22 protein-coding genes and 4 pseudogenes are annotated in these 24,349 nt (G+C 41.4%); 16 read left to right on the forward strand and 10 right to left on the reverse strand.

Annotation, left to right across the window (positions count from 1 at the left end):
* The first annotated feature begins 111 nt into the window (after positions 1–111).
* The 7 genes and pseudogenes from pgsB (at position 112) to JCM19038_RS14720 (ending at position 5,834) form a co-directional block, all read left to right on the forward strand.
* Positions 112–1,383 (forward strand): poly-gamma-glutamate synthase PgsB, encoded by a 1,272-nt coding sequence (pgsB, locus tag JCM19038_RS14695; RefSeq protein WP_238554439.1) that lies wholly within the window; start codon positions 112–114, stop codon positions 1,381–1,383.
* Between the two features lie 19 nt (positions 1,384–1,402).
* Positions 1,403–1,851: pseudogene (gene pgsC / locus JCM19038_RS14700) on the forward strand (poly-gamma-glutamate biosynthesis protein PgsC).
* A 47-nt stretch (positions 1,852–1,898) separates the two neighbouring features.
* Positions 1,899–3,044 carry a CapA family protein gene (locus JCM19038_RS14705; RefSeq protein WP_042419441.1) on the forward strand — a complete coding sequence of 382 codons (1,146 nt, stop codon included), beginning with the start codon at positions 1,899–1,901 and terminating at the stop codon, positions 3,042–3,044.
* Positions 3,045–3,095: 51 nt separating this feature from the next.
* Positions 3,096–3,836 carry a gamma-glutamyltransferase gene (locus tag JCM19038_RS24550; RefSeq protein WP_052361727.1) on the forward strand — a complete coding sequence of 247 codons (741 nt, stop codon included), beginning with the start codon at positions 3,096–3,098 and terminating at the stop codon, positions 3,834–3,836.
* 26 nt (positions 3,837–3,862) lie between these two features.
* A complete protein-coding gene (locus JCM19038_RS24555) occupies positions 3,863–4,750 on the forward strand; it encodes a gamma-glutamyltransferase (protein WP_052361729.1) in 888 nt (295 codons plus the stop codon).
* A 33-nt stretch (positions 4,751–4,783) separates the two neighbouring features.
* On the forward strand, positions 4,784–4,945 hold the full coding sequence (locus JCM19038_RS22930; protein ID WP_169961770.1) for a hypothetical protein: 162 nt from the start codon (positions 4,784–4,786) through the stop codon (positions 4,943–4,945).
* Positions 4,946–5,114: 169 nt separating this feature from the next.
* Positions 5,115–5,834 (forward strand): cytochrome c biogenesis CcdA family protein, encoded by a 720-nt coding sequence (locus JCM19038_RS14720; RefSeq protein WP_042419444.1) that lies wholly within the window; start codon positions 5,115–5,117, stop codon positions 5,832–5,834.
* Positions 5,835–5,885: 51 nt separating this feature from the next.
* Here the strand turns inward: JCM19038_RS14720 and JCM19038_RS14725 are convergent, their stop codons facing one another.
* The gene (locus tag JCM19038_RS14725) at positions 5,886–7,319 is read right to left on the reverse strand and encodes a deoxyribodipyrimidine photo-lyase (protein WP_052361731.1); all 1,434 of its coding nucleotides are present in this window, start codon (positions 7,317–7,319) and stop codon (positions 5,886–5,888) included.
* A 70-nt stretch (positions 7,320–7,389) separates the two neighbouring features.
* On the opposite strand from JCM19038_RS14725, the pseudogene JCM19038_RS14730 reads away from it, so the two are divergent.
* The 5 genes and pseudogenes from JCM19038_RS14730 (at position 7,390) to JCM19038_RS14750 (ending at position 12,102) form a co-directional block, all read left to right on the forward strand.
* Positions 7,390–8,030 (forward strand): annotated as a pseudogene (locus tag JCM19038_RS14730) (HD domain-containing protein).
* Between the two features lie 83 nt (positions 8,031–8,113).
* The gene (locus JCM19038_RS14735; protein ID WP_042419451.1) at positions 8,114–9,394 is read left to right on the forward strand and encodes an aminotransferase class I/II-fold pyridoxal phosphate-dependent enzyme; all 1,281 of its coding nucleotides are present in this window, start codon (positions 8,114–8,116) and stop codon (positions 9,392–9,394) included.
* Positions 9,395–9,720: 326 nt separating this feature from the next.
* On the forward strand, positions 9,721–10,644 hold the full coding sequence (locus JCM19038_RS14740) for a transporter substrate-binding domain-containing protein (RefSeq protein ID WP_052361732.1): 924 nt from the start codon (positions 9,721–9,723) through the stop codon (positions 10,642–10,644).
* 82 nt (positions 10,645–10,726) lie between these two features.
* Positions 10,727–11,383, forward strand: coding sequence for an amino acid ABC transporter permease (locus JCM19038_RS14745; protein WP_042419454.1), 657 nt, complete (start codon positions 10,727–10,729; stop codon positions 11,381–11,383).
* Positions 11,380–12,102, forward strand: a complete 723-nt coding sequence (locus tag JCM19038_RS14750; RefSeq protein WP_042419457.1) for an amino acid ABC transporter ATP-binding protein — start codon at positions 11,380–11,382, stop codon at positions 12,100–12,102. The genes JCM19038_RS14745 and JCM19038_RS14750 overlap by 4 nt, the downstream gene beginning before the upstream one ends.
* 191 nt (positions 12,103–12,293) lie before the next feature.
* Here the strand turns inward: JCM19038_RS14750 and JCM19038_RS14755 are convergent, their stop codons facing one another.
* The 6 genes and pseudogenes from JCM19038_RS14755 to JCM19038_RS14780 all read right to left on the reverse strand — a co-directional run bounded on the left by JCM19038_RS14755 (position 12,294) and on the right by JCM19038_RS14780 (position 18,256).
* Entirely contained in the window at positions 12,294–13,460 is a 1,167-nt protein-coding gene (locus JCM19038_RS14755) for a serine hydrolase (RefSeq protein WP_042419460.1), read from the reverse strand.
* Between the two features lie 16 nt (positions 13,461–13,476).
* Positions 13,477–14,301, reverse strand: coding sequence for a polysaccharide deacetylase family protein (locus tag JCM19038_RS14760; protein ID WP_238554440.1), 825 nt, complete (start codon positions 14,299–14,301; stop codon positions 13,477–13,479).
* A gap of 75 nt (positions 14,302–14,376) precedes the next feature.
* Positions 14,377–15,267, reverse strand: coding sequence for a metal ABC transporter permease (locus tag JCM19038_RS14765; RefSeq protein WP_042419468.1), 891 nt, complete (start codon positions 15,265–15,267; stop codon positions 14,377–14,379).
* On the reverse strand, positions 15,264–16,535 hold the full coding sequence (locus JCM19038_RS14770) for a metal ABC transporter permease (protein WP_052361734.1): 1,272 nt from the start codon (positions 16,533–16,535) through the stop codon (positions 15,264–15,266). Before JCM19038_RS14770 ends, JCM19038_RS14765 begins: the two co-directional genes overlap by 4 nt.
* Positions 16,528–17,278, reverse strand: a pseudogene (locus JCM19038_RS14775) (metal ABC transporter ATP-binding protein). Before JCM19038_RS14775 ends, JCM19038_RS14770 begins: the two are co-directional and overlap by 8 nt.
* A gap of 39 nt (positions 17,279–17,317) precedes the next feature.
* Positions 17,318–18,256 carry a metal ABC transporter solute-binding protein, Zn/Mn family gene (locus JCM19038_RS14780; protein ID WP_042419472.1) on the reverse strand — a complete coding sequence of 313 codons (939 nt, stop codon included), beginning with the start codon at positions 18,254–18,256 and terminating at the stop codon, positions 17,318–17,320.
* Positions 18,257–18,586: 330 nt separating this feature from the next.
* Between JCM19038_RS14780 and JCM19038_RS14785 the strand changes: the two genes are divergently transcribed.
* A complete protein-coding gene (locus JCM19038_RS14785; protein WP_042419474.1) occupies positions 18,587–20,641 on the forward strand; it encodes a Na+/H+ antiporter in 2,055 nt (684 codons plus the stop codon).
* A gap of 23 nt (positions 20,642–20,664) precedes the next feature.
* Here JCM19038_RS14785 and JCM19038_RS14790 read toward each other — a convergent pair whose 3' ends face one another.
* Positions 20,665–21,213: a cysteine hydrolase family protein gene (locus tag JCM19038_RS14790; protein WP_042419476.1), complete on the reverse strand. Its 549-nt coding sequence runs from the start codon at positions 21,211–21,213 to the stop codon at positions 20,665–20,667.
* 195 nt (positions 21,214–21,408) lie between these two features.
* Between JCM19038_RS14790 and resA the strand changes: the two genes are divergently transcribed.
* Entirely contained in the window at positions 21,409–21,966 is a 558-nt protein-coding gene (gene resA / locus JCM19038_RS14795; protein WP_042419478.1) for a thiol-disulfide oxidoreductase ResA, read from the forward strand.
* Between the two features lie 63 nt (positions 21,967–22,029).
* Entirely contained in the window at positions 22,030–22,635 is a 606-nt protein-coding gene (locus JCM19038_RS14800; protein ID WP_042419480.1) for a CPBP family intramembrane glutamic endopeptidase, read from the forward strand.
* A 22-nt stretch (positions 22,636–22,657) separates the two neighbouring features.
* On the opposite strand, the gene JCM19038_RS14805 is transcribed toward JCM19038_RS14800, so the two are convergent.
* Together JCM19038_RS14805 and JCM19038_RS14810 are read right to left on the reverse strand one after the other, a co-directional pair.
* A complete protein-coding gene (locus JCM19038_RS14805) occupies positions 22,658–22,972 on the reverse strand; it encodes an AzlD domain-containing protein (RefSeq protein ID WP_152549469.1) in 315 nt (104 codons plus the stop codon).
* A 7-nt stretch (positions 22,973–22,979) separates the two neighbouring features.
* Positions 22,980–23,586: pseudogene (locus JCM19038_RS14810) on the reverse strand (AzlC family ABC transporter permease).
* Between the two features lie 183 nt (positions 23,587–23,769).
* On the opposite strand from JCM19038_RS14810, the gene JCM19038_RS14815 reads away from it, so the two are divergent.
* The gene (locus JCM19038_RS14815; RefSeq protein ID WP_042419485.1) at positions 23,770–24,324 is read left to right on the forward strand and encodes a helix-turn-helix domain-containing protein; all 555 of its coding nucleotides are present in this window, start codon (positions 23,770–23,772) and stop codon (positions 24,322–24,324) included.
* Positions 24,325–24,349: the final 25 nt, after the last annotated feature.

The following is a 24,349-nucleotide window of genomic DNA, read 5'->3' on the forward strand; positions in this document are numbered from 1 at the left end:
TTACGCTAAAAGTAAAAACTACGTTCAACCGCTGACATTTTTTACAGGATTTTTAATTAAATGGTTTTATTTTAGTAATAATCAACGAAATTGTAACAGCATTGAAACCGTATGCTAGAAATATTTCAGTATAATAAACGTATACTCATGGGCAGTACGTGTATTGAAACGAGTACTTGTCGTAAGAAAGTTGGGCAGGCTGTGATTACCCTTTTTGCAACCATAATATTAGTAGGGCTATTAGGTTTAGGTATTTATGAGAAACGAAAACATCAAGTAGAAGTGAACAAAGTTCCTCTGCGCATTAACGTGAACGGCAGCCGGGGGAAGTCTACGGTAACGAGGTTAATTGCTGGGGTTTTAATGGAGGATGGTATTAAAACGGTCGGTAAGATGACAGGGACGGCAGCCCGGATGTTCTATTGGGATACCGACGAAGAACGACCAATCAAACGGCGACCGGAAGGCGCCAACATTCGTGAACAAAAAGGCGCAATGAAAGAAGCGGCTGATCGTGGGGCGGAAGCATTTGTTAGCGAATGTATGGCCGTTGCACCAGATTATCAGCGCGTTCTTCAAGAGAATTGGATGCAAGCAAACATTACAGTGATCGTTAACGTCGTAGAAGATCATATGGAAGTAATGGGTCCGACTCTTGATCATATGGTCGATGCATACAAAGAGACGATTCCTTACAACGGGAAGCTAATTATTTCACCATCTCCGTATGTGGAGTATTTCAAGATTGAGGCACGTAAGCGAAATACCGAAGTATTTGTTGCCAACACTGATGCGGTTCCTAAATCATACTTAACGAAATTTGAGTACATGATTTTTCCTGAAAACGTCGCTCTTGCTCTCGCGGTAGCAAAAGCGTTAGACATTGATGAGAACACAGCAGGACGAGGAATGCTTAAAGCAAAGGCAGCTCCAGGTGTGACGAGAGTATTTCCATTTGATACAAAGACGAAAGGGAAAGCTTCATTCTTTGTTAATGGTTTCTCTGCAAACGAACCGGCCTCTACTTTAAAGATTTGGGAAAATGTCGTAGAACTTGGGTACCCTTCTGAACAGCCAATTATCGTTATGAATTGTCGTTCAGATCGACCTGAACGAACCGAACAGTTCGCAAAAGATTTATTACCAGAGATTGAGATGGATAAATTGATCGTTATTGGAGAGGGCATTGGACCGATTCAAAGTGCTTATGATGACGGCCGTCTACGAGTAAATGAACTTGTGAATTTCGAAGGATACGAAGCAAACGATGTGTTTGATTACTTAGAGCAAGTCGTTGACGGACAAGTTGTCTATGGCATTGGAAATTATCACGGTGCAGTACCATTAATAGAACGATTAGAAACGATAAAAAAGGAAGCATGACGTAAGGAGTTGCTGTCAGTTGTTTGGTACAGAGTTATATATCGCACTCGTGATCGGCGTAGTGCTCAGTTTGATTTATACAGAACGAACGGGAATTATGCCAGCGGGTTTAATTGTTCCGGGTTATTTAGCACTCGTCTTTGATCAAGTGATATTTTTAGTAATGATTTTCTTTTTAAGTTTTATTACGTACTTAATCGTAACTCAAGTCGTCGGTCGAGTTACGATTCTCTACGGTCGACGTAAATTTGCAGCGATGATGACAGTCGGGATCCTCGTTAAGATGATCTTTGACTATTTCTATCCCGTCTTCCCATTTGAGACCGTAGAATTTAGAGGGCTCGGCGTTATTGTCCCAGACTGATTGCAAACGCATTTCAACGTCAAGGGGTATTACCGACAACGTTAAGTACACTCGTTCTTAGCGGTATAACGTTTCTAATCGTGTCCTTACTTTATTTCTTATAAATTAAGGGCTTAAGAAATGGGATTTAAATGAGACGAGGGATTACTCGATGGAAAACGAGAAATTTACATTTAAAGAGAAGATGCTCGCATTTACGAAAAAGCACAAAAAAAGAGCATTGCCTCATAGCATTATCGGTGTTGTTGTCACGCTCGCTATATTACTAGCAGCCAATTGGTGGCCTTTACCAGAACGAGAATCATTAGCTGAGACAGGAAGCCAAGAAGAAGAATCAATCTTCACAGCTTCGATGGTGGGAGACATGATGTTAGGAAGATACGTGTCGAACGTCATTGACCATCGTGGAGGGGACTTTTTGTTGCATTACGCACAGCCTTATTTCGATGAAGCAGATTATGTCACGGGGAATCTTGAGAATCCGTTATTAATTGACGGTCATGATTATGTACCTGCAGACAAGGAAATCCACCTTGAGGCACCTGCAGAAACGGTACAGATCTTAGAAAACGCTGGTTTCTCAACGGTGAACATCGCAAACAATCATATTCTTGATTATGGTCAACAAGGTTTATACGATACGTTAGAAGTGTTAGACCGATCATCTGTAAATGCAGTTGGACAAGTCCAAAATCCTGCGATTGATTACCAGCAGATCAACAACATTACGGTCGCAACCATTGGTTTTAACGATGTGTATTATGGTGGCGGTCAAGAAGGAGTGCTGTCGGCGACACCTTCAGAATCACTAGAGTACATTAAAGCAGCCAAAAGTGGTGAAGATGCGGCTGATCTCGTCATCGCTCACGTGCATGCAGGTGTGGAATATACGAGTACCCCAACTGAGAGACAAGAGCAGTTAATGAAAGCTTACGTTGACGCTGGAGCAGACATTGTAATTGGGCACCATCCTCACGTGTTGCAATCCGTTGAGACATATAACGACGGCATTATTTTCTACTCATTAGGGAACTTTATATTTGATCAAGGGTGGACTCGTACACGAGATACTGCTCTTGCTCAATACCATTTGTATGAGGATGGACGAGCAGAAATAGAATTAGTTCCGTTTCGCGTTCATGAAGCACAACCTCGAGCAATTACAGGTCCAAGAGAAGAGTACTTCAAGCAACGGATTTTCCAACAATTAACAAAGGATACGACAGATGATCAAGCATACGAGATTCGAGATGGAAGGCTAATATTCGAAGTAGATCATCGTCATGTGGTAAACTAACACGAGCGAAATACGAGGTGTTTCGTCGTTCGCAGTGTGGGAGGAAATTAAATGTCCAAAAAAATGACGATAATCATGTCGATTGCAGCCGTCTTGTTGCTTGCGATTGCAGTCGTATTCAGTAACGTCACTGAAGAAGCACAACATGAAGAAGGACCTGTAACAGAAGGGGAGGACAACGGATCGTCGTCAGCCCCTACAGGAGAGCAAACTGAACTTGGCGACTACGGGGTTACAGCTTCACACCCAATCGCAGAAGAGGTAGGAGAGCAAATTCTCTCTCAAGGCGGTAACGCGGTTGATGCAGCCATTGCCATTTCATTTACACTCGGTGTTGTAGAACCTTACGGTTCTGGCATTGGTGGAGGTGGAGCAATGCTCGTGTTAGAAGACTTAGCTTCTGCACCTTCTGTATACGATTACCGTGAGATGTCACCTGCTGAGGGGAATGAGAATAACGCGGGTGTACCTGGGTTCGTTAAAGGAATGCAACACGTTCATGAGGCGCACGGAACGTTGCCAATTGAAGATCTCGTTACACCTGCTATTGAATTAGCGGAGAACGGATTTACCGTTGACGAGATGTTAGAAGATCGATTATACCGTGCGAACGTACGAATCGATGAGAGTTCAGCACAAGAGTTCTACCCGAGTGGCGTGCGCATTAAAGCCGGAATGGAGCTCGTACAACCGAGACTCGCTGACACGATGCGACGTCTTTTAGAAAATGGGTTTGAAGACTTTTATACTGGGGAAATGCTAATGAACTTGCTGGAGATCGTAACAGTATAACGCTTGCCGACTTACAAGCTTACGAGGTGCTTGAGACTGAAGCAGTATCTGGTCAATTTACGGACTACACGGTCTACTCAGCGCCTGCTCCGATGTCTGGGATCACAATGATCCAGCAGTTACAAATGGCAGAACTCGCTGGACTTACTGAGGCAGAACCTGGTTCTGCAGAGTTCGCGCATACGTTTGTTGAGATTACGAAAGAAGCCTATCGCGATCGTTCACGAAACATTGGTGATCCTACGTTTACTCCAGTAGATGCAGAACAACTAACGAGTATCGACTATAGCGAAGAACTGCTTTCGAATGTCGATTCCCTTGCGAACACATCGATTCATGAAGGAGCTGTAGCGAGTACAGATGATCAAGGCAATACGACTGCATTTTCAATTGCAGACGCAGACGGCATGGTCGTATCTGCAACGAATACGCTCAGTAACTTCTTCGGTGAAGGTGTCATGGTGAATCAAGGATATTTTCTTAACAACCATATGAACAACTTTGCACAAAGTGAAACGTCACCGAACCTTTATCAAGGTCACAAACGTTCACGTAGTTTTATTGCTCCAACACTACTCGTTAATCAAGAGAACCAAGAAGTGATTGGTGTTGGTAGCCCAGGTGGAAATCGTATTCCACAAATAATGAGTCAAGTGCTCGTGTATGGTTCGCAGTTGGGGAACTTCGAAGATGCCATGCAAGCACCGAGGGTGACGCACGGAACGCACCCAGAAACAAATGAGCAACAAATGATCATTGAACCAGCTTGGCCAGAAGAGAGTGAAGAAGCTCTATTAGAAAGAGGCCATGATGTTGATCGATATTATACGTCTGTTTTCTTTGGTGGTCTTCAAGTTCTAATTGCCGATTATGACAATGGGAACGTAAGCCGAATACAAGATCCAAGACGATAGTGAATTGCAATGGAGAGAGGAACGAATCAAACGATGAAAGTATTTAAAGCAATACTGCCTGTAGGAATTGTCGCAGTCATTGTGTTCAGTTTGTATGAACTTCAGTATGAAGACACGTTATCAGGAAAAGAAAAAGAAGCGATTGAGTACCACACGAACGACGAAATGGAACCACTTGTTGATTCTCATCATTAATGGTAAAACTGCCCAACATCGAAATGATTGGGCAGTTTTTTCGTTTTTGATATATGGAGTCATACGTCGTTTCTTGAAAAATTTGTTACAATCTAAAAAGACATGCGTAAAAAAGCATGTTCTGATATACAATAATAGAAGAAAGCTATTTGAAAAAGGGGGAAAAAGGATGGATGAAGTATCGCTCGGTGCAGCCTTTTTAGCCGGGATGGTAACTTTTTTCTCTCCATGTGTCTTCCCACTTGTACCAGCATACCTTGCTCAATTGACAGGTAGTAATGTACAAGGTGGTGCGATCAATGCGAACAGAGGCATCATTCTATCGCGTAGTCTAGGGTTCATTTCAGGTTTTACGATTATTTTCGTTTTACTTGGAGTTTCAGCTACTGCGATCGGAACTTGGTTTGCGATGTATGGAACGTTGATTGAACGCATAGGTGGTATTGTTATCATTCTTTTTGGATTACAAATGTCAGGTCTTATTTCGTTACGATCTTTACTTACAGAGAGAAAAGTGATTAAGCGTAAGCCGAAGAAGGTATCAAGTTTCTCTGGTTCTGTCGGTTACGGTCTTGTATTTGCTGCAGGTTGGACGCCTTGTATTGGATTGATTCTCGGTTCAATTCTTTATATGGCGAGTCGTGAAGAAACGATGTTTAGTGGCGTTGGTCTTTTGTTAATCTATTCTATTGGACTAGGAATTCCGTTTCTACTCGTTGCACTGCTATTCTCTCAGTCGTTGAATAAATTAAGTGTTATTAACCGTTACTTACCGCTCATTCAAAAAACGAGTGGTGTCATTATGATTCTTCTTGGAATTGCACTGTTTACTGGATTATTCTCTACGATTTCGGCATACTTCGGGAACTTTGTACCAAGCTGGCTATAACGAAAACAAAACCGCAAGAAGAGAGCTTATACTATCTTCTTGCGGTTTTTTTTATTGTATTTCTTTAAACCGTTCGAGTGTTTTTTGGCGCATTTCTTGGTGAGAGACGATTGGTTTTGGATAGTCACTTCCGATGATACAATGTGCGTCTTCTTGTTCAGATTCAGACATTTTACTAGGTTCGTGAATAAATGCTAGAGGAACTTCTTTTAATTCAGGTAAGTACGAAGTAATAAACGTACCGTCTGGGTCGAACCTTTCTGATTGTCTTGTCGGATTGAAGATCCGAAAGTATGGTACAGGGTCAGTGCCTGTAGAAGCTGCCCATTGCCATCCGCCAATGTTTGAGGCAGGATCATAGTCAATTAAATGATCTTGAAAATAACGCTCACCGAGTCGCCAATCCAGTTGGAGGTCTTTCGTCAGAAATGAAGCGACAATCATACGAAGTCGATTGTGCATCCAGCCTATTTCATTGAGTTGTCGCATTGCAGCATCGACAATTGGAAATCCAGTTGTACCATTCTGCCAATGATGATAGCGTTCCTCATCGTACGACCATTGTAGTTGTTGATACTTTGAAATAATTTCTTCGTCTTTGCTCGTTGGATAATGGTAATAAATCATATTGTAAAAATCTCGCCAAGCGAGCTCTTGAATGAATGTGTTCGCCCCTTCATCGTCGCCAGATTCATCAATGTATTCTTGTACAGCTGCATAAACGGTCCGAGGAGAAATTGCTCCTGTACGTAAATATGCCGAAAGCCGACTAGTCCCATCAAAGTCTGGTCGGTCTCGATCACTGTTATAACTCGTTAGTATACCGTTCGTGATGAAAGCTTGAAGTTGCTCGAATGCTCGATCGCTGCCAGCCATTTGTTTCCAAATGCCTGTTTTCTTTTGCATTAATGTTCCGAACTGCTTTTGACCTTCGGTAAAGTCATCGGTTCGTTTTTGAATAACATCACGTAGTTGACTCAGATCAATGTGATACGGTCGTTCTTTTGTACGATTGATCCATTGTTTATAATAAGGCGTAAACACTTGGTAATGACTGTGATCTTTTTTTACAATTTCTTGAGCGCCCTGTAGATGGGCATCTGTATAATCGTGGTAGCGAATGTTCTGCTTGTCAGCGAGTTGTTGCACAAACCGATCCCTTTCTCTAGCAAAAGGAGTATCATCAACGTTTAAATGAATCGCTGTACAATCATCAACGATCGAAAATAATGATTGAAAAGCATCTTCGACTGAACCTGTAATAAAATGAAGCGATCCACCTTGTTGCTCAATCTTCTGAACGTGATCATATAAAGCTTCATAATAGTAGTCGTGTCTCTTCGTAAACGCATCAGTAAGATCTGGGTGAATATGGTAGAGTAAAAGGAGCTTGTCATCTTCTTTGAGGTGTTCTAAAGCATAATATAACGCTTTGTTATCATGTATTCTTAAATCTCTACGAAACCAAACGATTTGAGTGCCCAATAACAACCATCCTTTCATATGGATTATTTACCCGAATTCGATCACGAACAATCGTAGAAAGTAGGCGTATATGAAAGATCAAATAGAAGTAACAAAACAGTACGTTCGATCGCTATTATTAAATGAACGTACTGGTCATGACTGGTATCACATAGAACGAGTAACCAAACTTGCTCACTATATTGCTGAACGTGAAGGGGCAAATTTGTTTATCGTTAAGATGGCAGCGCTTCTTCATGATTTAGCTGACGATAAAGTCGCGTCTGATGAAGAATCAGGATTAAAACAAGTGGAGGATTGGCTCAAATCACAAGAGATTCCTTTTGAAGATCAACAAAAGATCCTTTCGATTATTACAACAATATCGTTTAAAGGTGGAAATGGATTACCTGTTGAGTCATTAGAAGCAAAAGTCGTCCAAGACGCTGATCGTCTCGATGCCTTGGTGCCATCGGTATTGCTAGAACATTTGTGTATGCTGGCGCAAAAGGAGATCCGTTGTATGACCCAACCATTGATGTGCGAGATAAGATGACAAAAGAAGAGTACCGTCACGGAAAATCATCAGCGATTCATCATTTTTATGAGAAACTTTTAAAACTTCGAGGACTAATGAACACAAAAACGGGTAAACAATTAGCAGATGAACGTCACGAACAGCTTGAACAATTTTTAAAAACGTTCTTTCAAGAATGGGATGTGAAATTTTAGTAGGAAAATCAACGATTGACCTGACTTTATTGTGGGATTGTTTTACAATAGAACTATACTTATATACAAAGGAGATAATACTTTTGACACAGTTACAAGCTTTGTCCAAAGAAGAGTTACAGTCACGTCTTGAAGAGCTGACGAAACAATATGAAGACTATCAGGGCGAGAATTTAAACTTAAATATGTCAAGGGGTAAGCCAGCTCCAGAGCAATTGGATCTATCAATGGAAATGCTTGATTTATTTGATCAACATTCTACTTTACATGCAGAAAATGGAATTGATCTTCGCAATTACGGTGGATTGGACGGAATTCCAGAAGCAAAACAGTTTTTTGCACAAATGTTAGCCGTTGATACAAAGGAAGTCATTATTGGTGGAAATTCTAGCTTAACGTTAATGCATGATACGATTTCTCGTGCGATGTTCCATGGCGTTTCTGGTGGTGCTCGTCCTTGGAAAGACGAAGCGAAGATTAAATTTCTCGCACCTAGCCCTGGGTATGATCGTCACTTTGCCATTTGTGAACACTTTGGCATTGAACTGATTGTCGTCGAGATGCTAGAAGACGGACCGAACATGGATGAAGTGGAAGCACTCGTACGTGAGGACGAATTAATTAAAGGTATTTGGTGTGTGCCTAAGTATAGCAATCCAAGCGGTGCGATTTATTCTGATGAAGTTGTCGAGCGTTTAACGAACATGGAGACGAAGGCAGACGATTTCCGTATTTTTTGGGATGATGCGTATACGGTGCATCATTTAAGTGATGAAAAGATCGAAGTAAAGAACGTATTAGAAACGGCTAAAGCATTCGGAAACAGCGATCGTCCTTACGTCTTTGCTTCAACATCTAAAGTAACGTTCCCAGGATCTGGCGTTGCAGCATTTGCGGCTAGTGAAGAGAACATTGCAGATGCCAAAAAGCATATGAGCGTACAAACGATTGGTTATGATAAGATCAATCAACTTAGACACGTACGTTTCTTTACAGATGTTATTTCTTTAGAAGCGCATATGGAAAAGCATGCAGCGATTATTAAGCCAAAGTTTGACCTTGTGTATAACACGTTCCGTGAACAACTAGGAAACAAAGGCATTGCTTCTTGGTCGGAACCTAAAGGCGGTTACTTTATTAGTCTTGATACGCCAGCAGGAACTGCGACAGACATCGTTCAGATGGCAAAAGAAGCAGGTGTAACGTTAACAGGTGCGGGTGCAACATTCCCTTATGGAAAAGACCCGGAAGATAAGAACATTCGCATTGCCCCGACGTTCCCGACGTTAGACGAACTCGAGAAGGCGCTTGACGTTCTTTGTACGTGTATTGAATTAAAGAGTGTAGAAAAATTACTATCATAATTGTTGATCGCTTAGGGGTAAGTCCCTAGGCGATCTTTTTTGTCGTTGCAGACGAAAATCGTCTCGGTTAGTCGGTTAGAATATAACATTTTTAAAACGAGATTATCATAATATGTGATAGAAAGAAAAAGTAAATTCATATAAAGCCTGAGAGAATAAGGTTTTTACGATCAGTATTTGCAAAAATGAATGTGAAAAGATCTAACAAGCATTACTCTAAAATTCAGAATCAAGTAAAGATTTCTTTATTTTTTCTCACTTTATGGTACACTAAAGTGGATTTTAGTATTACTATATTCGGTATATTCTGTTAAGGGGGAGAAAAGATGAAGAAGAATCTATTGTTAACAGGTGTGCTAGGAGCTTCAATGCTAGCACTCGCAGCATGTGGAGATGACGAAGCAGGTACAGATGAAGAGCCTGCAGAAGAGCCAGCGGCAGATGTTGAGGACGAAGATGATGAAGCTGGCGCTGAGGCGGATGACACAGATGCAGATGATGACGAAGCAGAAGCTGCAGCTGGAGATGGGGACGATGTTTATGCAGATGTAGCTGGAGAAACGTATACCATTGCTACTGATAACGCATTCGTTCCATTTGCTTTCATGGATTTAGAGTCAGATGAAATGAGTGGCTTTGACATTGAACTTATGACGGCACTCGCTGAGGAAATTGGATTTACGCCTAATTTCCAAGCGATGGAATTCTCTGGAGCACTTGCAGGTATTCAGTCAGGTTCATATGACGCAGCGATCAATGCGATGTCCATTACTGAGGAACGCAAAGAAACAATCGACTTCTCAGACCCATACTACTTAGATGCAGGGATTATTTTCGCGGTCCATGAGTCTAATACAGATGAGTGGAGCTCATTTGAAGACTTAGATGTTGATGGAGTAACGATTTCAACAGTGCAAGGAACTACTTCTCATGAATTTTTAGATGAGAATCTTGAAAACGCAACGGTTCAAACGTATCCAGAGATTGCTGATGCGTATATGAACGTCATTCAAGGTCATAACGATGCTGTACTATATGACGAGCCAAACGTGGCTTACACGATTGAGCAAGCTCAAGACCAACTCGTTATGATTGGAGATACACTTCTTGCTGATGACTATGGCATTGGACTACCACAAGGTCACGATTTACTCGAGCCATTGAACCATGCACTAGAAGTTCTACAAGAGAATGGCGCGTATGATGATTTATACGAAGAGTACTTCGGCGAACGTCCTTTTGGAACATAATAACTAAAAAGTTTAGGCACTGCTCACGCGGTTTTCTATGGCGTGAGCAGTTTTATTACATAGTGCCTGAGAGGAGATTGTCATGGTTATTAATCCACAAGCATTTATAGACGTAATCCCCTTTCTAATTGACGGTTTATGGATTACGTTGTACATTACCATTTTTGGTGTTGCCATTGGTTGTGTTATTGGTACACTATTTGGTTTAATGAGCATCAGTCGCTTTAGAATTGTAAGGTTTATCGCAGTCACGTATGTAGAGGTTGTCCGCGGTACACCGCTACTTGCGCAAATCTTCTTCATTCACCTCGGGATCCCAGCACTTATTGGACATACATTCGATCCGTACATTACCGGTGTAGCAATTATCGGGATTAACTCAGGTGCATACATTGCTGAGATTGTACGTGGTGGAGTGAACTCGATTGATAAAGGTCAGATGGAAGCAGGTCGTTCACTTGGGCTAAATTCAAGACAGACGATGCGCTACATCATTTGGCCACAAGCGTTGAAAGTGATGATCCCGCCGTTTGGGAATCAATTTGTTATCAGTTTAAAAGATACATCGTTATTATCTTCCATTGCGGTAGCAGAGCTTATGTACTCAGGTCGACAATATATGACCATTACGTTTTCAGCGTTTGAGACGATGTTCATGGTCTGTATTTTCTATCTAATTATTACCATTCCAGCATCACTCTTGCTACGGTATCTTGAAGGGAGGATTGATAAATCATGATTAAAGTCAATGAGCTACATAAGAGCTTCGGCGATAATCAAGTGTTAAAAGGAATTACGACGGAAATTGGGGCTCAGGAAGTTGTTTGTGTTATTGGTCCGTCAGGTTCGGGAAAGAGTACATTTTTACGGTGCCTCAATCGATTAGAAGACATTACTTCAGGTGAGGTCATTATTGACGGGACCAACATTGCGGACAAAAGTGTGAATATTAATCGATATCGTCAAGATGTAGGGATGGTTTTCCAGCACTTTAACCTGTTTCCTCATAAGTCTGTTTTAGAGAACATTACGCTTGCCCCGAAGAAGCTCGGAAAAGGGCAAAAGGCAGAATTAAACGAGAAAGCGATGCAATTGCTTGATAAAGTAGGGTTAAGAGAAAAAGCGAATGCATATCCGTCAAGCCTTTCAGGTGGTCAGAAACAACGGGTTGCAATTGCAAGAGCACTTGCTATGAACCCGAAAATCATGTTGTTTGATGAACCTACGTCTGCACTAGACCCTGAACTTGTTGGTGACGTACTAGCAGTTATGAAAGATCTTGCAAATGAAGGGATGACGATGGTCGTCGTTACCCATGAGATGGGATTTGCAAAAGAAGTGGGCGATCGTGTTTTCTTTATGGATGAAGGACTTGTATTAGAAGAAGGTACACCAGAAGATGTGTTTACTAATACGAAGCATGAACGAACACAAGCGTTTCTTAGTAAAATATTATAGAGACAATAAAACTCCCCACATGCGGTAGTGACCCCAAAAAGTTAGAGTTTGTTAAACAACTGATTGGCTGGTTGATGTTCGATATTGAATCGGACTTTGACCAGCCAGTTTTAGTTTTATACGTCAAAACACCCCAAAAGTGAGTTTTTACTCTAACTTTTGGGGTGCGGCACCCTTCTAGGGGAGTTTTATTAATCAAGTGAGTTTGTTGCAATCTCTCGAAACAACCCGATCGTCTCCATTTCGTGTTTTTCAAAATCTGGATCAACACTCGTTTTGACGATAATTGTTTTTGACTTTGGATGAATATAAAGAAACTGTCCCCATACACCGAGTGCTAAATAGTCTTCGTTTTCTTTGTACGGAACCCACCATTGATATTGATAGCCAAGGTTCTTTTGTTTTCGAAGTGAACGAGTGGCGTCAATCGTTGTAGATTCTTTGACCCAAGCGCTCGGAACAATTGATTCACCTTCAGTTGCCTTCATGTAAAACAATCGTCCAAACTTTGCATAATCCTTTAACGTACCATTAAAGCCACAGAACGTATAATCGTTTCCTTGTCGATCTCCATTCCAAAATGCATCCCCCGTCGTCCCGATCTTTTTCCATATCTTTTCTTCAAAGTACATTGACGGTTGCATACCAGTGACGCATTTAATCAGCATCCCCAGTGCTTGCGTATCCATGCTTACATACTTGTATAGTTTTCCTGACGTTCGTTCAGACGTTAATTTTGACATGTAGTGATCAATGCTTTGATTTAGTGCAAGGGTTTGCTGGAATACCCGTTTAATATCAGAGGTTGGGCTACTATAATCTTCATTAAATCGAACACCAGAACCCATAAATAAAATATGTTCAATTGGAACATTGTCATAACCACTATGTCTTAGTTGTGGCACATAATCTGTAATTGGATCTTTAATGCTTTTTATGAGGCCTTCTTCTAACAGAATACCTATAAGGGAAGAAATCATTGATTTTGCGACGGACCAAGACGTGAAGGTTGAAGAAGATGTGCTCCCGAGACGATACGTCTCATAACGAATCTTATCATCTTGAATTACAATGAAACCTGTCGTAGTCGTCTGTGCTAAAAACGAACCAAGATCTTTTGTTTTGCTTTTATACGTGTAAGTAATTGGTTTCGTAATCTCATCACGGTCGAAATAGAACGGCTTGGTAGGAGGTGTTAGTGCTCGACTAGGCATGACTTCATTCATATGTTGAAAGCGGTGGATACGCTTTTTAGGATGAAAGAGGGTAAGTGCCTCGTAGTTTTGAATAAGTTTATATCCAACCATACTTGTCGCGAGTAGCGATCCAAAAAGTGCGAGTTTATTTATTCGTTTCATAATGAACTCCTTTTAGTTATTCAAGCGAAAAAGCATTTAAGTGTACAAATGTATAGCCGTTAGCTTGTAGGGTTGGTATTGCCCGTTTAACACCTTCTGAAACATCACTTTCAGGTTGATTTAAATGAAGTAATACAATTGAACCTGGTGAAACATTTTCAATCGCATGTTGGACTTGATCCGCCGAATACGTTGCTCCCGCATCCCCAACAACATCAAAATTCACGACCTCTATGCCTAACGCTTGGACAATTTCCACGCTCACTTCATCATAGTAAGCAGTTCCTGAACGGAAGAATGAAGGAGAAGAACCAGTACGTTTTGTAATAGTCCGTTGGTTGCTCAATACTTCTTCGGTTACTTCATGCGCATTTGTCGTTCCTTGAATGCCGTAAGCTTCTTGACCTGTGACAGAGAGTGGGACGTGCTCGCTACCGTGATTTTCGATTTCGAACAAATCATCATTCGCTAAGTCTAAAAATGCTGCCTCATTGTCTAAAATCCAGCGTTCATTCACGAACAAGGTTGCGGGAATTTGCTCATTACGTAGATAGTCAACAATATCTTCATCCAACTGATTTCCAAAAGGTCCACCACATAAATCAAAGGTAAGCGCGACTTTCAATTCGTCGGTGTGCATACGATTTTTCACCCCAGTAACGTGTTCGCCCCATTCTTGAGGTTCAGCGTTAAGATGGGAGTAGGGGTGTGAAGGAGATGACAAATCGTCTGAACGAATTGTTTTTGTATGTAAGTCGTCATGGTCTTCTTTTGCAGGCGTTTCACAGCTGACGAGTAAAAGCACAAAAAGAACGGTAAAGGTTAAAGTAACAAGTTTCATTAACATCCTACTTTCCTAAGTTCTTCCCTTCAGTGTAACAAATGGAAACAAAAGAAAGAAGCTTAGGAACCATTCCTAAGCTTCATCATTGGAATACGTCGTAAACCGATTACGGATTTTCTTAATGACTACTCCGTGTGTTGGTGAAAATAAGAACGCGAGTAAGAAGAAAAGTCCAGTCATGGTAGCCATCATACCAGCAATATTTGTGTCTAGTATGGCAGCGAAATAATAGCCTGATATTGCAGATAACACAGCAATTATTGCGCTATAGATGAACATTTTCCCTAACTGTTCGGTTAACAAATAGGCGGTAGCAGGCGGGGCGATAATCATAGCAACAACGAGAATGGCTCCGACCGCATCGAATGAAGCAACAGCTGTGATCGACGTCATCCCCATGAGTAAATAATGCAAAAAGACGACCGGGATGCCGAGTGCTGCGGCAAGATGAGGGTCAAATGAACTTAACTTAAATTCCTTGTAAAAGACAAACAGTAAAATAATATTAATGACGAGAACAATGCTAATCATCCAGACGGCTTGAGGTACACCTTCGATTCCGAGCCAATCAACTGTCGTCCATGGAATAAAGGCAAGCTCACCCATGATGGAGTGTTCCACATCGAGGTGAACGTCCCGTGCAAACATGGAGACGAGAATGACACCGATGGCAAATAAGAAGGTAAACACAATTCCAATTGCAGCATCCGCCTGAACGCCCGCAGAGTTAAGCAATTGGATAAAGACTGCGGTTAATATACCGGCAATTGCTGCTCCGATGAACATTGCTAACCCATCTAAACTTTGCGTAATTAAAAAAGCAGACACGAGCCCGAGCAAGACAGTATGACTGATCGCGTCAGAGATCATTGCCATTTTACGTAACACGAGAAGAACACCAACAATGCTACATGCAACACTAACTAATGAAGCAGTTAGTATGATCCACATCGTATAAGTCATTGATCTTCAGTCCTTTCTTGCAACACGCTCGGGAACAATTCGTGCTTTGATAGCAATTTGAAAAGAGGTTGTTGTTCAGAATTTGGGAGTGATAGAAAGTCCCAGTTGTTTTTCTCCATCGGTAAATGGGCGAACTGCATTTCATGCATGGAGTACATTTGTAACATTCGCTGATTTAACGTGATTTGATGTGCTTCTTTTATGCCTTTATCTGTGAATTGATACGTTTGTGTTGAGGATTGTAGCCAGTTTCTTTTTTGTAGTCGTTTGATCGTTTGTTGCAGGCGTAAACCGCTGAGCGGTTGTACACGGGTTAAATCGTCTAACGTAAGGTTGTTGCGACCGGTTTCTTCTATGAATTCATACATCCCTTGCATGACTTGATTCTGGCTCGTTGATTTACGTAATCGCATCAAGCGAATGGCTTTCGTCAACAATCCCTTTTTGGGAGCGAAGATGAGAGATAAGAAGAACAAAGAACATGACGAAACGATAATGAGTGGTCCGGTTGGCATCCCAGAAATCGGTGCACTAATGAGCGTTCCGAGTAAGCCAGAAAGCCCTCCTACAACCCCGGATAAGATCACCATGACGTCAAGTCTGTCGGTCCAATACTTTGCAGTAATTGCAGGTGCAATGAGCATAGCCGCCATTAAAACGACACCGACTGCCTGTAAGCCAATCACAACAGAAGCAACAATCATCGTCATAAGCAATCCGTTAATGAACACGGTAGGAAGCCCCAGTCCTTGGGCAAATTCACGGTCAAAAGTGATAATCTTAAGCTCTTTAAATAATAAGAAGGTAATCGTTAATAATGCAATTGCAGCAATGACAAATAAATTGACGTCACTTCGAACCATTGCGGCGGCTTGCCCGAAGATAAATTCGTTTAAACCACTTTGATTACCAGTAGCGTTTCGATTGATGTAAGTGAGTAAAACAATTCCGATACCGAAAAATACGGACAGTACAAGACCAATTGCTGTATCGGTTTTAATACGAGAATGCTTAACGAACGCTTGGATGAGGTATGTTCCGATATAAGCGGTTATACCTGCGCCGATAATGAGCGGTAACATTTCTTTAGAACCGACAATAATGAAGGCAATGCAAATCCCTGGAAGCGCTGCATGACTCATCGCATCGCCGAGGAGACTTTGCCTTCTTAGTAATGCAAAGCTTCCAAGGACTCCACTTGTAATTCCGAGCAACATTGTGCCAACAAGCACCCACTGTGTATTTGGATTGGCTAATAGATCAAGCAAGGGGATTCACCCCGTTTGATTCTTGATCTAAAAACGCTAATCGTCCACCGTACGTTTTCTGAAGATGTTCTTGTGTAAATACTTCTTCAGTTGGACCGAATGCGATTTTACGGATATTTAACAACATAACCCAATCAAAGTAATCTTTAACGGTTTGCAAATCATGGTGGACGACAAGAACGGTTTTTCCTTTTGATTTTAAGTCTGTTAACAATTGAATGATGGCTTTCTCCGTTGCAGCATCTACACCGACAAACGGTTCATCCATAAAATAAACGGAAGCATTTTGCGCAAGAGCACGTGCAAGGAATACCCGTTGCTGTTGACCGCCAGACAGTTGACTAATTTGACGGTTTGCAAAAGCTTCCATCCCAACTTGGGCAAGGCATTCAAGTGCTTCTTGTTTGTCTTTTTTATTGGGCCTACGAAATAAGCCAATTTGACCGTATTTCCCCATTAAAACGACATCAAGTGCATTCGTTGGAAAATCCCAATCAACCGAACCGCGCTGAGTACGTAACCAACGATTTGTCGTTGTTTTTATATGGTTTTCCATAGATCGAAATATTTCCTGAAGCTTTAGGAACAAGCCCAAGAATTGATTTAATAAGTGTAGATTTCCCGGCACCGTTAGGGCCGACAATTCCAATTAGCTTACCTTCTGGAGCTTCGAAGCTAACATTCTGAATGACTGGTTTTCGATGATAAGCGACAGTAATGTTGTTTGTTGAAACAGGATTCATGTTGTCGAACTCCTTCATTCCAAGTGTTAAACGACTTCGTTATTGTAGTGCGTCGACGATCTGAGATATGTTAGAACGGTACATTCCGATGTACGTAGCCTCGTCACTTCCAGATTCACCCATTGCATCTGAGTAAAGTTCTCCACCATGTTCAACTTCATGACCTTGTTCATTAGCGCCTTGAATAACAGCCTCAATTGAACTGTCAGAAACACTCGTTTCTCCAAAGACAGCATGAATGTCTCGATCGATCATTTCTGAGATCACTCGCTGAACATCACTTAGGCCATACTCTGCATCCGTTGAAATACCTTGAAGTCCTAGAACGTCAAAGTCAAAAGCTGCGCCGAAATATTGGAACGCGTCATGTGCAGTGACGAGTACTCTTTGATCTTCAGGGATCGTATCAACTTCTTCATATGCCCATTCTTGAAGCTCTCTTAATTCAGCTACATAAGCTTCTGCATTGGCTGTATAGTCCGCTTCATTTTCTGGATCTACTTCTATTAATCCTTCTTTTACAGCGTCAACAGCGTATACCCATAAATCAATATCAAACCAAATGTGTGGATCAGGCATGTTTGTTTCTTCTTCATCTTGCTTTATTAACTCTTCTGGAACGTGTTCGCCAACTGCATATACAGGCTTATCGTTGCCCATCTGCCTTAAAATATCTTCCATGTTCGCTTCTAAATTTAGTGCATTAAAAAAGACAAGATCCGCATCATCAAGACGTGAAATGTCACCTTGAGAGGCATTATAGCTATGTGGATCTACACCAGGACCCATTAATCCTTCAGCAGAAACGTGTTCGCCACCGACATTTTCTACAATATCGTTAAGCTGACCAATCGTAGAGACGACAGAGACCGTTTCGTCTTGATCAACGTCAGTTGACGACCCTGGTTCGTCACTTGAACATGCACTTATTATACCTAGACTTGCGATGGATGCGAAAAGAATTCCGAACTTTTTCATGTAATTTCTCTCCCTTATTATGATAAATCATTTATATATTTTTGATTAGGACAAACAAGTTTACGTAAGCTATGAAAGTTTCCCTAGGGCAAAACTTATAGCGCAATCTTACACTTTCTTAAAGGTTCTGTCAATTGTAAAAGTCTAACGCCCGTCAAGTCGGTATTTCAGCATGTATGCCTCATCGTATGATGGACATTTGTCGCATGTGACTAGTATAAAACGATGGACCTTAATTCATACGAATCAATGCTGACGCAATAATATTATAGAAGAATGCATGTCAAACTATGGAAATGGCAACAATGTAGTCGTAGTGGAGGGATGAACGTGCAAGTTTTCACAACGATTATTTTTTTATTATTGCTCGTCGTAATCGGGACGGTGTTGCATCGAAAGTTTAGCCGCATACCAGCTGCACTGTTTCAAGTGTTGTTAGGTGGGGTGTTTGGGGTTTTGATGCCGAGCTTACAATTTGATTTTGAACCGGAGCTGTTTCTTTTGGCTGTGATTGCGCCTATTCTTTTCTTTGATGGTTATCACGCTTCTAGAACAGCTTTTTGGACGTATCGATGGCCAATTCTTTTAATGGCTTTTGGTTTAGTTTTTATAACGGTTGTCGGTTTAGGGTTTACAATTCATTTGTTAATTCCTGAAATGCCGATGGCAGTCGCCTTTGCGTTAGCAGCTGTGTTATCTCCAACAGATGCAGTAGCCGTAAAGTCGATTACGAAAGGAATGTCGTTACCAAAAGGGTTAATGACGATTTTAGAAGGGGAGTCGTTAATTAACGATGCAGCAGGGATCGTTTCGTTTAAAATTGCACTAGCTGCGGCAATGACTGGTGTGTTTTCAATTTGGGAAGGGTCGTCGAACTTTCTAGTCGTTGCATTGGGCGGTGCACTGGTCGGTTTTATCGGGGCACTTTTGATCGTTCAGATCAGACTTTTATTACGGTCGTTTGGTTTTGAAGATGTCTATTCGCTCGTGTCGATTCAAATTATTACACCATTTGTGATCTACTTAATCGCAGAGGCTTTTCATGTTTCTGGAATACTTGCAGTCGTTACAGCGAGTATTGTCTACGGAATTGAACGAGATAAATTACAGCAGACCTCTTTACAAATGCAAGTCGTTGCGAACAATACATGGTCGATCGTCGGCTATCTATTAAACGGATTCGTCTTCGTTCTTTTAGGGTTTTTGCTACCAGAAGTGTGGACAGGGTTATGGCAAGCCCACGAGTATCCGTTCTTCTTTATTTTGATGCTCACATTCGTCATCGCTATGGCGTTATTTATGATCCGCTTTTTGTGGGTGTACGTGCTATATCCTATATTTCAAGGAAAAAAAGAAGTCTCGTTATGGTTTATGGAAGAGTTGAATCAAGAAGCTGCAAGTGGGGGTGTTCAATACCGCCGAGGCTACTATTCGTTATTTGCGGCTGTTTGTGGGATTCATGGGACCATTACGCTTGCAACAGCATTGCTTATTCCTGACACGATGAATGATGGCAGTACATTCCCGCTACGGGATACGTTTTTATTTATCGCGGCGGGTGTTGTGCTCATTTCCATGATTGCAGCAACGATTTTCTTGCCGATTCTTGGGAAGTCGGAGGTGAGGCCTGAAACGAAGCAACGTTCAATGACTGCCGTGCATGCGGATATGATTCAGTACATGATTGAACAAATGGAGAAAAAAGCAGAATCGGATCGTTGGCTGCTCACACAAACCGTCATCGCGAAGCTCAAGCGTCAATTAATTTATGTAGAACAAGGACTTGCATTTAATTATTCAAAAAAAGCGTTAGATGAATTACGGGATTTTGTTCACGTTCAAGAACGGGTTCTCGTGAAGAGCTATGTGAACAAAGGCAAGATCTCAAAGCGCTTATCAAGGATTTATCTCGCCTATAGGCAAAAGGTCGATGCTTATATACGAATGAATGTGATACGGCGTTATTGGCACAACATCAAATTGAGCATTTTACAAACAAAAATCCAGTCAGGCTTCAATGAAAAAGAAAAGCATGTGATGAACGTGGTGCATGAGTTGAGGTCGCTAGAAAAAGAAATCCAACCGCAAATTATGGACATGTTATCTGAACATGAGCGTGCGTCCAATCGAAGGGAGATGTTGCTCGTTAAAGAAGAGCAACAAGATCGTTTGAGATTGTTCGAACAAGTAAAGTATGTCGATGAGGAAGTGAGGAATCAGTTAAAAGCCATTCACCTCGAAGGCATTGAATATGGACGATCATTCATTACACGCGAGCGAGAAGTAGGGGCAATCTCTGTAATGGAAGCTCATGAACTTCGTGAACGTTTATTATATAGTGAAATGATTGTCATTAAAGAAGGTGAGGAGCTTGATGAAGAGTAAAGACCACGTCACTGGCGTGGTCTTTACAAGATAGTAGCACCTAGGCTGTTTTTAAAGTGATTCAGTGCAAAAGTATGTCCTTCGCTACTAAAGCTTTGTACAGCTTTTTCATGTACGACGATTTGATAACCTAAATTGTACGCATCAACGGCAGTGTGAAGAACACAAATATCGGTGCATACGCCCGTAAGGTGAACGGTTGTTATGTTTCTTGCACGTAGTTGCATGTCTAGGTCGGTTCCAGCAAAAGCACTATACCTCGTCTTGTCCAGATAGAGGACAGGTGAATGTGTTTTGATCTGTTCATATTGTTGTTGAAGCGAGCCGTATAGTTGTCGTCCGTCTGTTCCTTTAATATTATGAGGAGGAAACAGTTTCGTTTCGGGATGATACGGATCATTTTCTTCATGCAAATCGACAGCGTAAATGACGAGTTGTTTCTTAGTGGAGAATTGCTCAATTAGTGAGCGCATTGCAGGTTCAATTTGTTGTCCCGGTTTCCCACACGTCAACTTGCCGTGATCAGCAACAAAGTCCATCGTATAATCGATGACGAGTAATGCTTCTGACATAATGATTTTCACCCTTTTCTTTGTAGTATACTAAACATTTAAGAAGGCGGATAGCTCTTCAGCACACGAATAAGTGTGCAGAGTGGTTACCAAATTGTAGGCGAAATTGTTACAGTAAGTGTGAAGGCTTGATTACAATCCATGAAATATGAGATGCTAAACGATGAATAAGACTTTGAAAGATTGAGGTGGATTATGGAGAAACAAGACCGTATAAAGCGAAAACGTCGCAGGTTGTTTATGCGCGCGGCCATTTTGTTTTCCATTGTCGCTGCAGTCGGCTATGTGTTTGTTACGAACTTCTTTATGGCCGAAGCAAGCATTGTAAATGAAGGAGACGACGCTCCAAACTTCTCTCTCGTTAATATGGAAGGAGAAGTGGTTGAACTGGCTGATTATGAAGGTCAGGGTGTTTTCTTAAATTTCTGGGGAACATATTGCCCGCCATGTGAAGACGAAATGCCTTACATGGAAGCAGAATGGCAAAATTATAAAGACAAAGACGTTGAAATTTTAGCGGTAAACGTTGGTGAGAGTGAACTTCAAATCGACCGTTTTGCCAATCGACATAGCTTAAACTTTCCAATACTAAAGGATAGTAATCGTGACGTACTTAACGCTTATGGTGTAGGGGTATTGCCTGCAACATTTCTCATTGATGAGCATGGGGAAGTGATTCTTAAGCGTGAAGGCGGAATGAGTCAAGAGCATGTCGAGAATTTCATGGGAATGATTGACCCAGCTGCCTCTTAGTGAAGGGGCAGCTTTTATTAATTTATACGCGTGTATAAGGAACCTACAAAAAGAGGGATCACAATGAATGAGTCGATTGATAGGAAGTTATTATTCGCAGTCTGGCAAGGCTTCGGTCTCATGGTTCTGGTTGGTTTTATTCTTATTATTGTTTTTCGTTTTGGAGAAGTGTTACCGTTTGTACTTGACTTGTTCGACACATCAGACTTCGGAATTATACTAGCGTTAGTGATCGGATTAGTCAGTGGGCTTTTGATGGCGTTACTTGTAACAGGGGTGATGGTGCTAACAGGTACCGAGTTACCGAAAAACGAGATGACCGAATTGCTCGAACAGATCGTCCGAATGCCAGGGGGACTTTTGACGATCAGTTTAGGAGCGGGATTTGCTGAAGAGTTCTTGTTTCGAGGTGTGCTCGTTGGATTAGTGATTGACGTGTGGCCAGTGTGGCTCGTGTTAACGTTAAACGCACTGTTATTCATGGCTGTACATGTTCCTCAATATCGAGGGAAACCGTTGATGCATCTGACAATCTTTATTATGGGTCTGTGGCTTGCATTTCTGTTTTATTGGACGTCTTCATTACTCGCACCGATTATTGCACATGCGATTTACAACGGTGTATTAGGGTATCACCTGAAAAAGCAAGGAAAAGCAGAAGACAACTAGTGCACAGCTATGTGCACTAGGGTTATACGAGCATTCGAGTAACAATTCCACAGACCATCCCAATGATTAAGGCGAAAGGTAAGGATTTAGAGAAGAACATCGTAACTCCACTTGAGATTGCTGCGACTGTAATTGGAATGGAGACATATGTTAAGCCTCCTTCAGGAGTCATAATCTGTATAACAACAAGAGCTGTGATGATGCTGATTGGGACGAATTGTAAATACGTTTTAATAGCAGGGGTAACATGAATCTTAGTCATAACTTCCAGTCCGATGAGCCGCGACAAGTAAGTAATGATTGCGAGTGTAATTATGAGTAGAATCGTATCATTCATCGTCAAGTTATCGTCCTTTCCTAGAAAGGAATAGTCCAAGAAAAGGTGCGACAATTCCTACAATTATAATTGTGAATTGATTCGTTGGAAATAGTGCTTCGAGACTAATGGTGAGTAAAGCCGCAAGCACCATTGTTGCAAAAGCCGGATAATTGGTTATCGATTGCACGAGCAATGCGGCAAATGTTACAGGGAAAGCTAAATCTAATCCATAAGCGACGGGATCAATGACATTTCCTAGACTTGCACCAACGATCGATGATAAAAGCCAGCTCACATAAAACGTAATTGCTGCTCCGAGGAAAAAGCGTGGAGCAGGACCAATCTCTTTAAATTTACTTGTGCTAAGTACGAACGACTCATCATTAATCCCAAATGCATAAAGAAAGCGAGTCGAACGTTTGAGTTGGTGAAATCCATCAGAAAGCTGCGCCATATAGAAGATTCCGTAAATTCAAAAGCGATGTTGCAATCACTAGGTTCATAAACGGTGCGCCAGAAGCTATCATAGCAACAGCAACGAGCTGTACGGAGCCTGAAAATACGAGGATCGACATGAGAATTGTTTCAAAGTAACTCATCCCAGCTCCAATCGCAAGTACACCGTAAGACACCCCATAGGTTGCAATGGCGAGTGCTAAAGGTAAAGCGATGATGATGCCATATCGAAAGTAAGACGTCAAAAAATACCCTCCTTATATATTATAATATACTTTTGATTAATTATAATATAACTTAAGCATTATGGTATACTGAAAATCGAACATAAAACTATAAATCTTAGGTTGGAGTAGACAATGGACGATCAGCGAGCAGAACATTTATCAAGAAAACTCGGCGAATCGATTCGAAAAGTTAGAACCTCACGTAAAGTAAGTATGGAAATGATGGCAAAAGAAATAGGCATTAGTAAATTAACGCTATTAAAAATAGAAAAAGGCGAAGGTAATCCAACGCTTGCAGTCGTTTGGAAGATTGCAAATGCCTTACAGTTACCGATTGCTAGCTTATTGCAAGAACAAGAAGAAGGAGAAGTTGTGAAACGAGGTGGATCGTTTACGCTATCAAGTGTGCACGAAGATTTTACAGCAGAGCTTTTGTTCCAAACGAAAAACACCGAAGTTTACCAAGGCTATATCAAAGCAAATAGCGTGTATCAATCAGAACCTCACCGCGAAGGCGTCGTTGAATGCGTAACGGTACTAGCTGGGCGGATTACAATTAAAGTAGAAGATCGAACGTATCAACTGGAAACGTATGATAGCATTCGTTTTGATGGTGATCGTAGTCATTCTTATTGCAATGAAGAAATCGAGGGAGCAAAGTTGCACTTTGTCATCACACATTCATAATTTCAGCATCTGGAAGCAATGATTT

The organism is Geomicrobium sp. JCM 19038, assembly GCF_000698125.1.
In the GTDB taxonomy this organism is placed as follows: Bacteria; Bacillota; Bacilli; order Bacillales; family Marinococcaceae; genus Geomicrobium_A.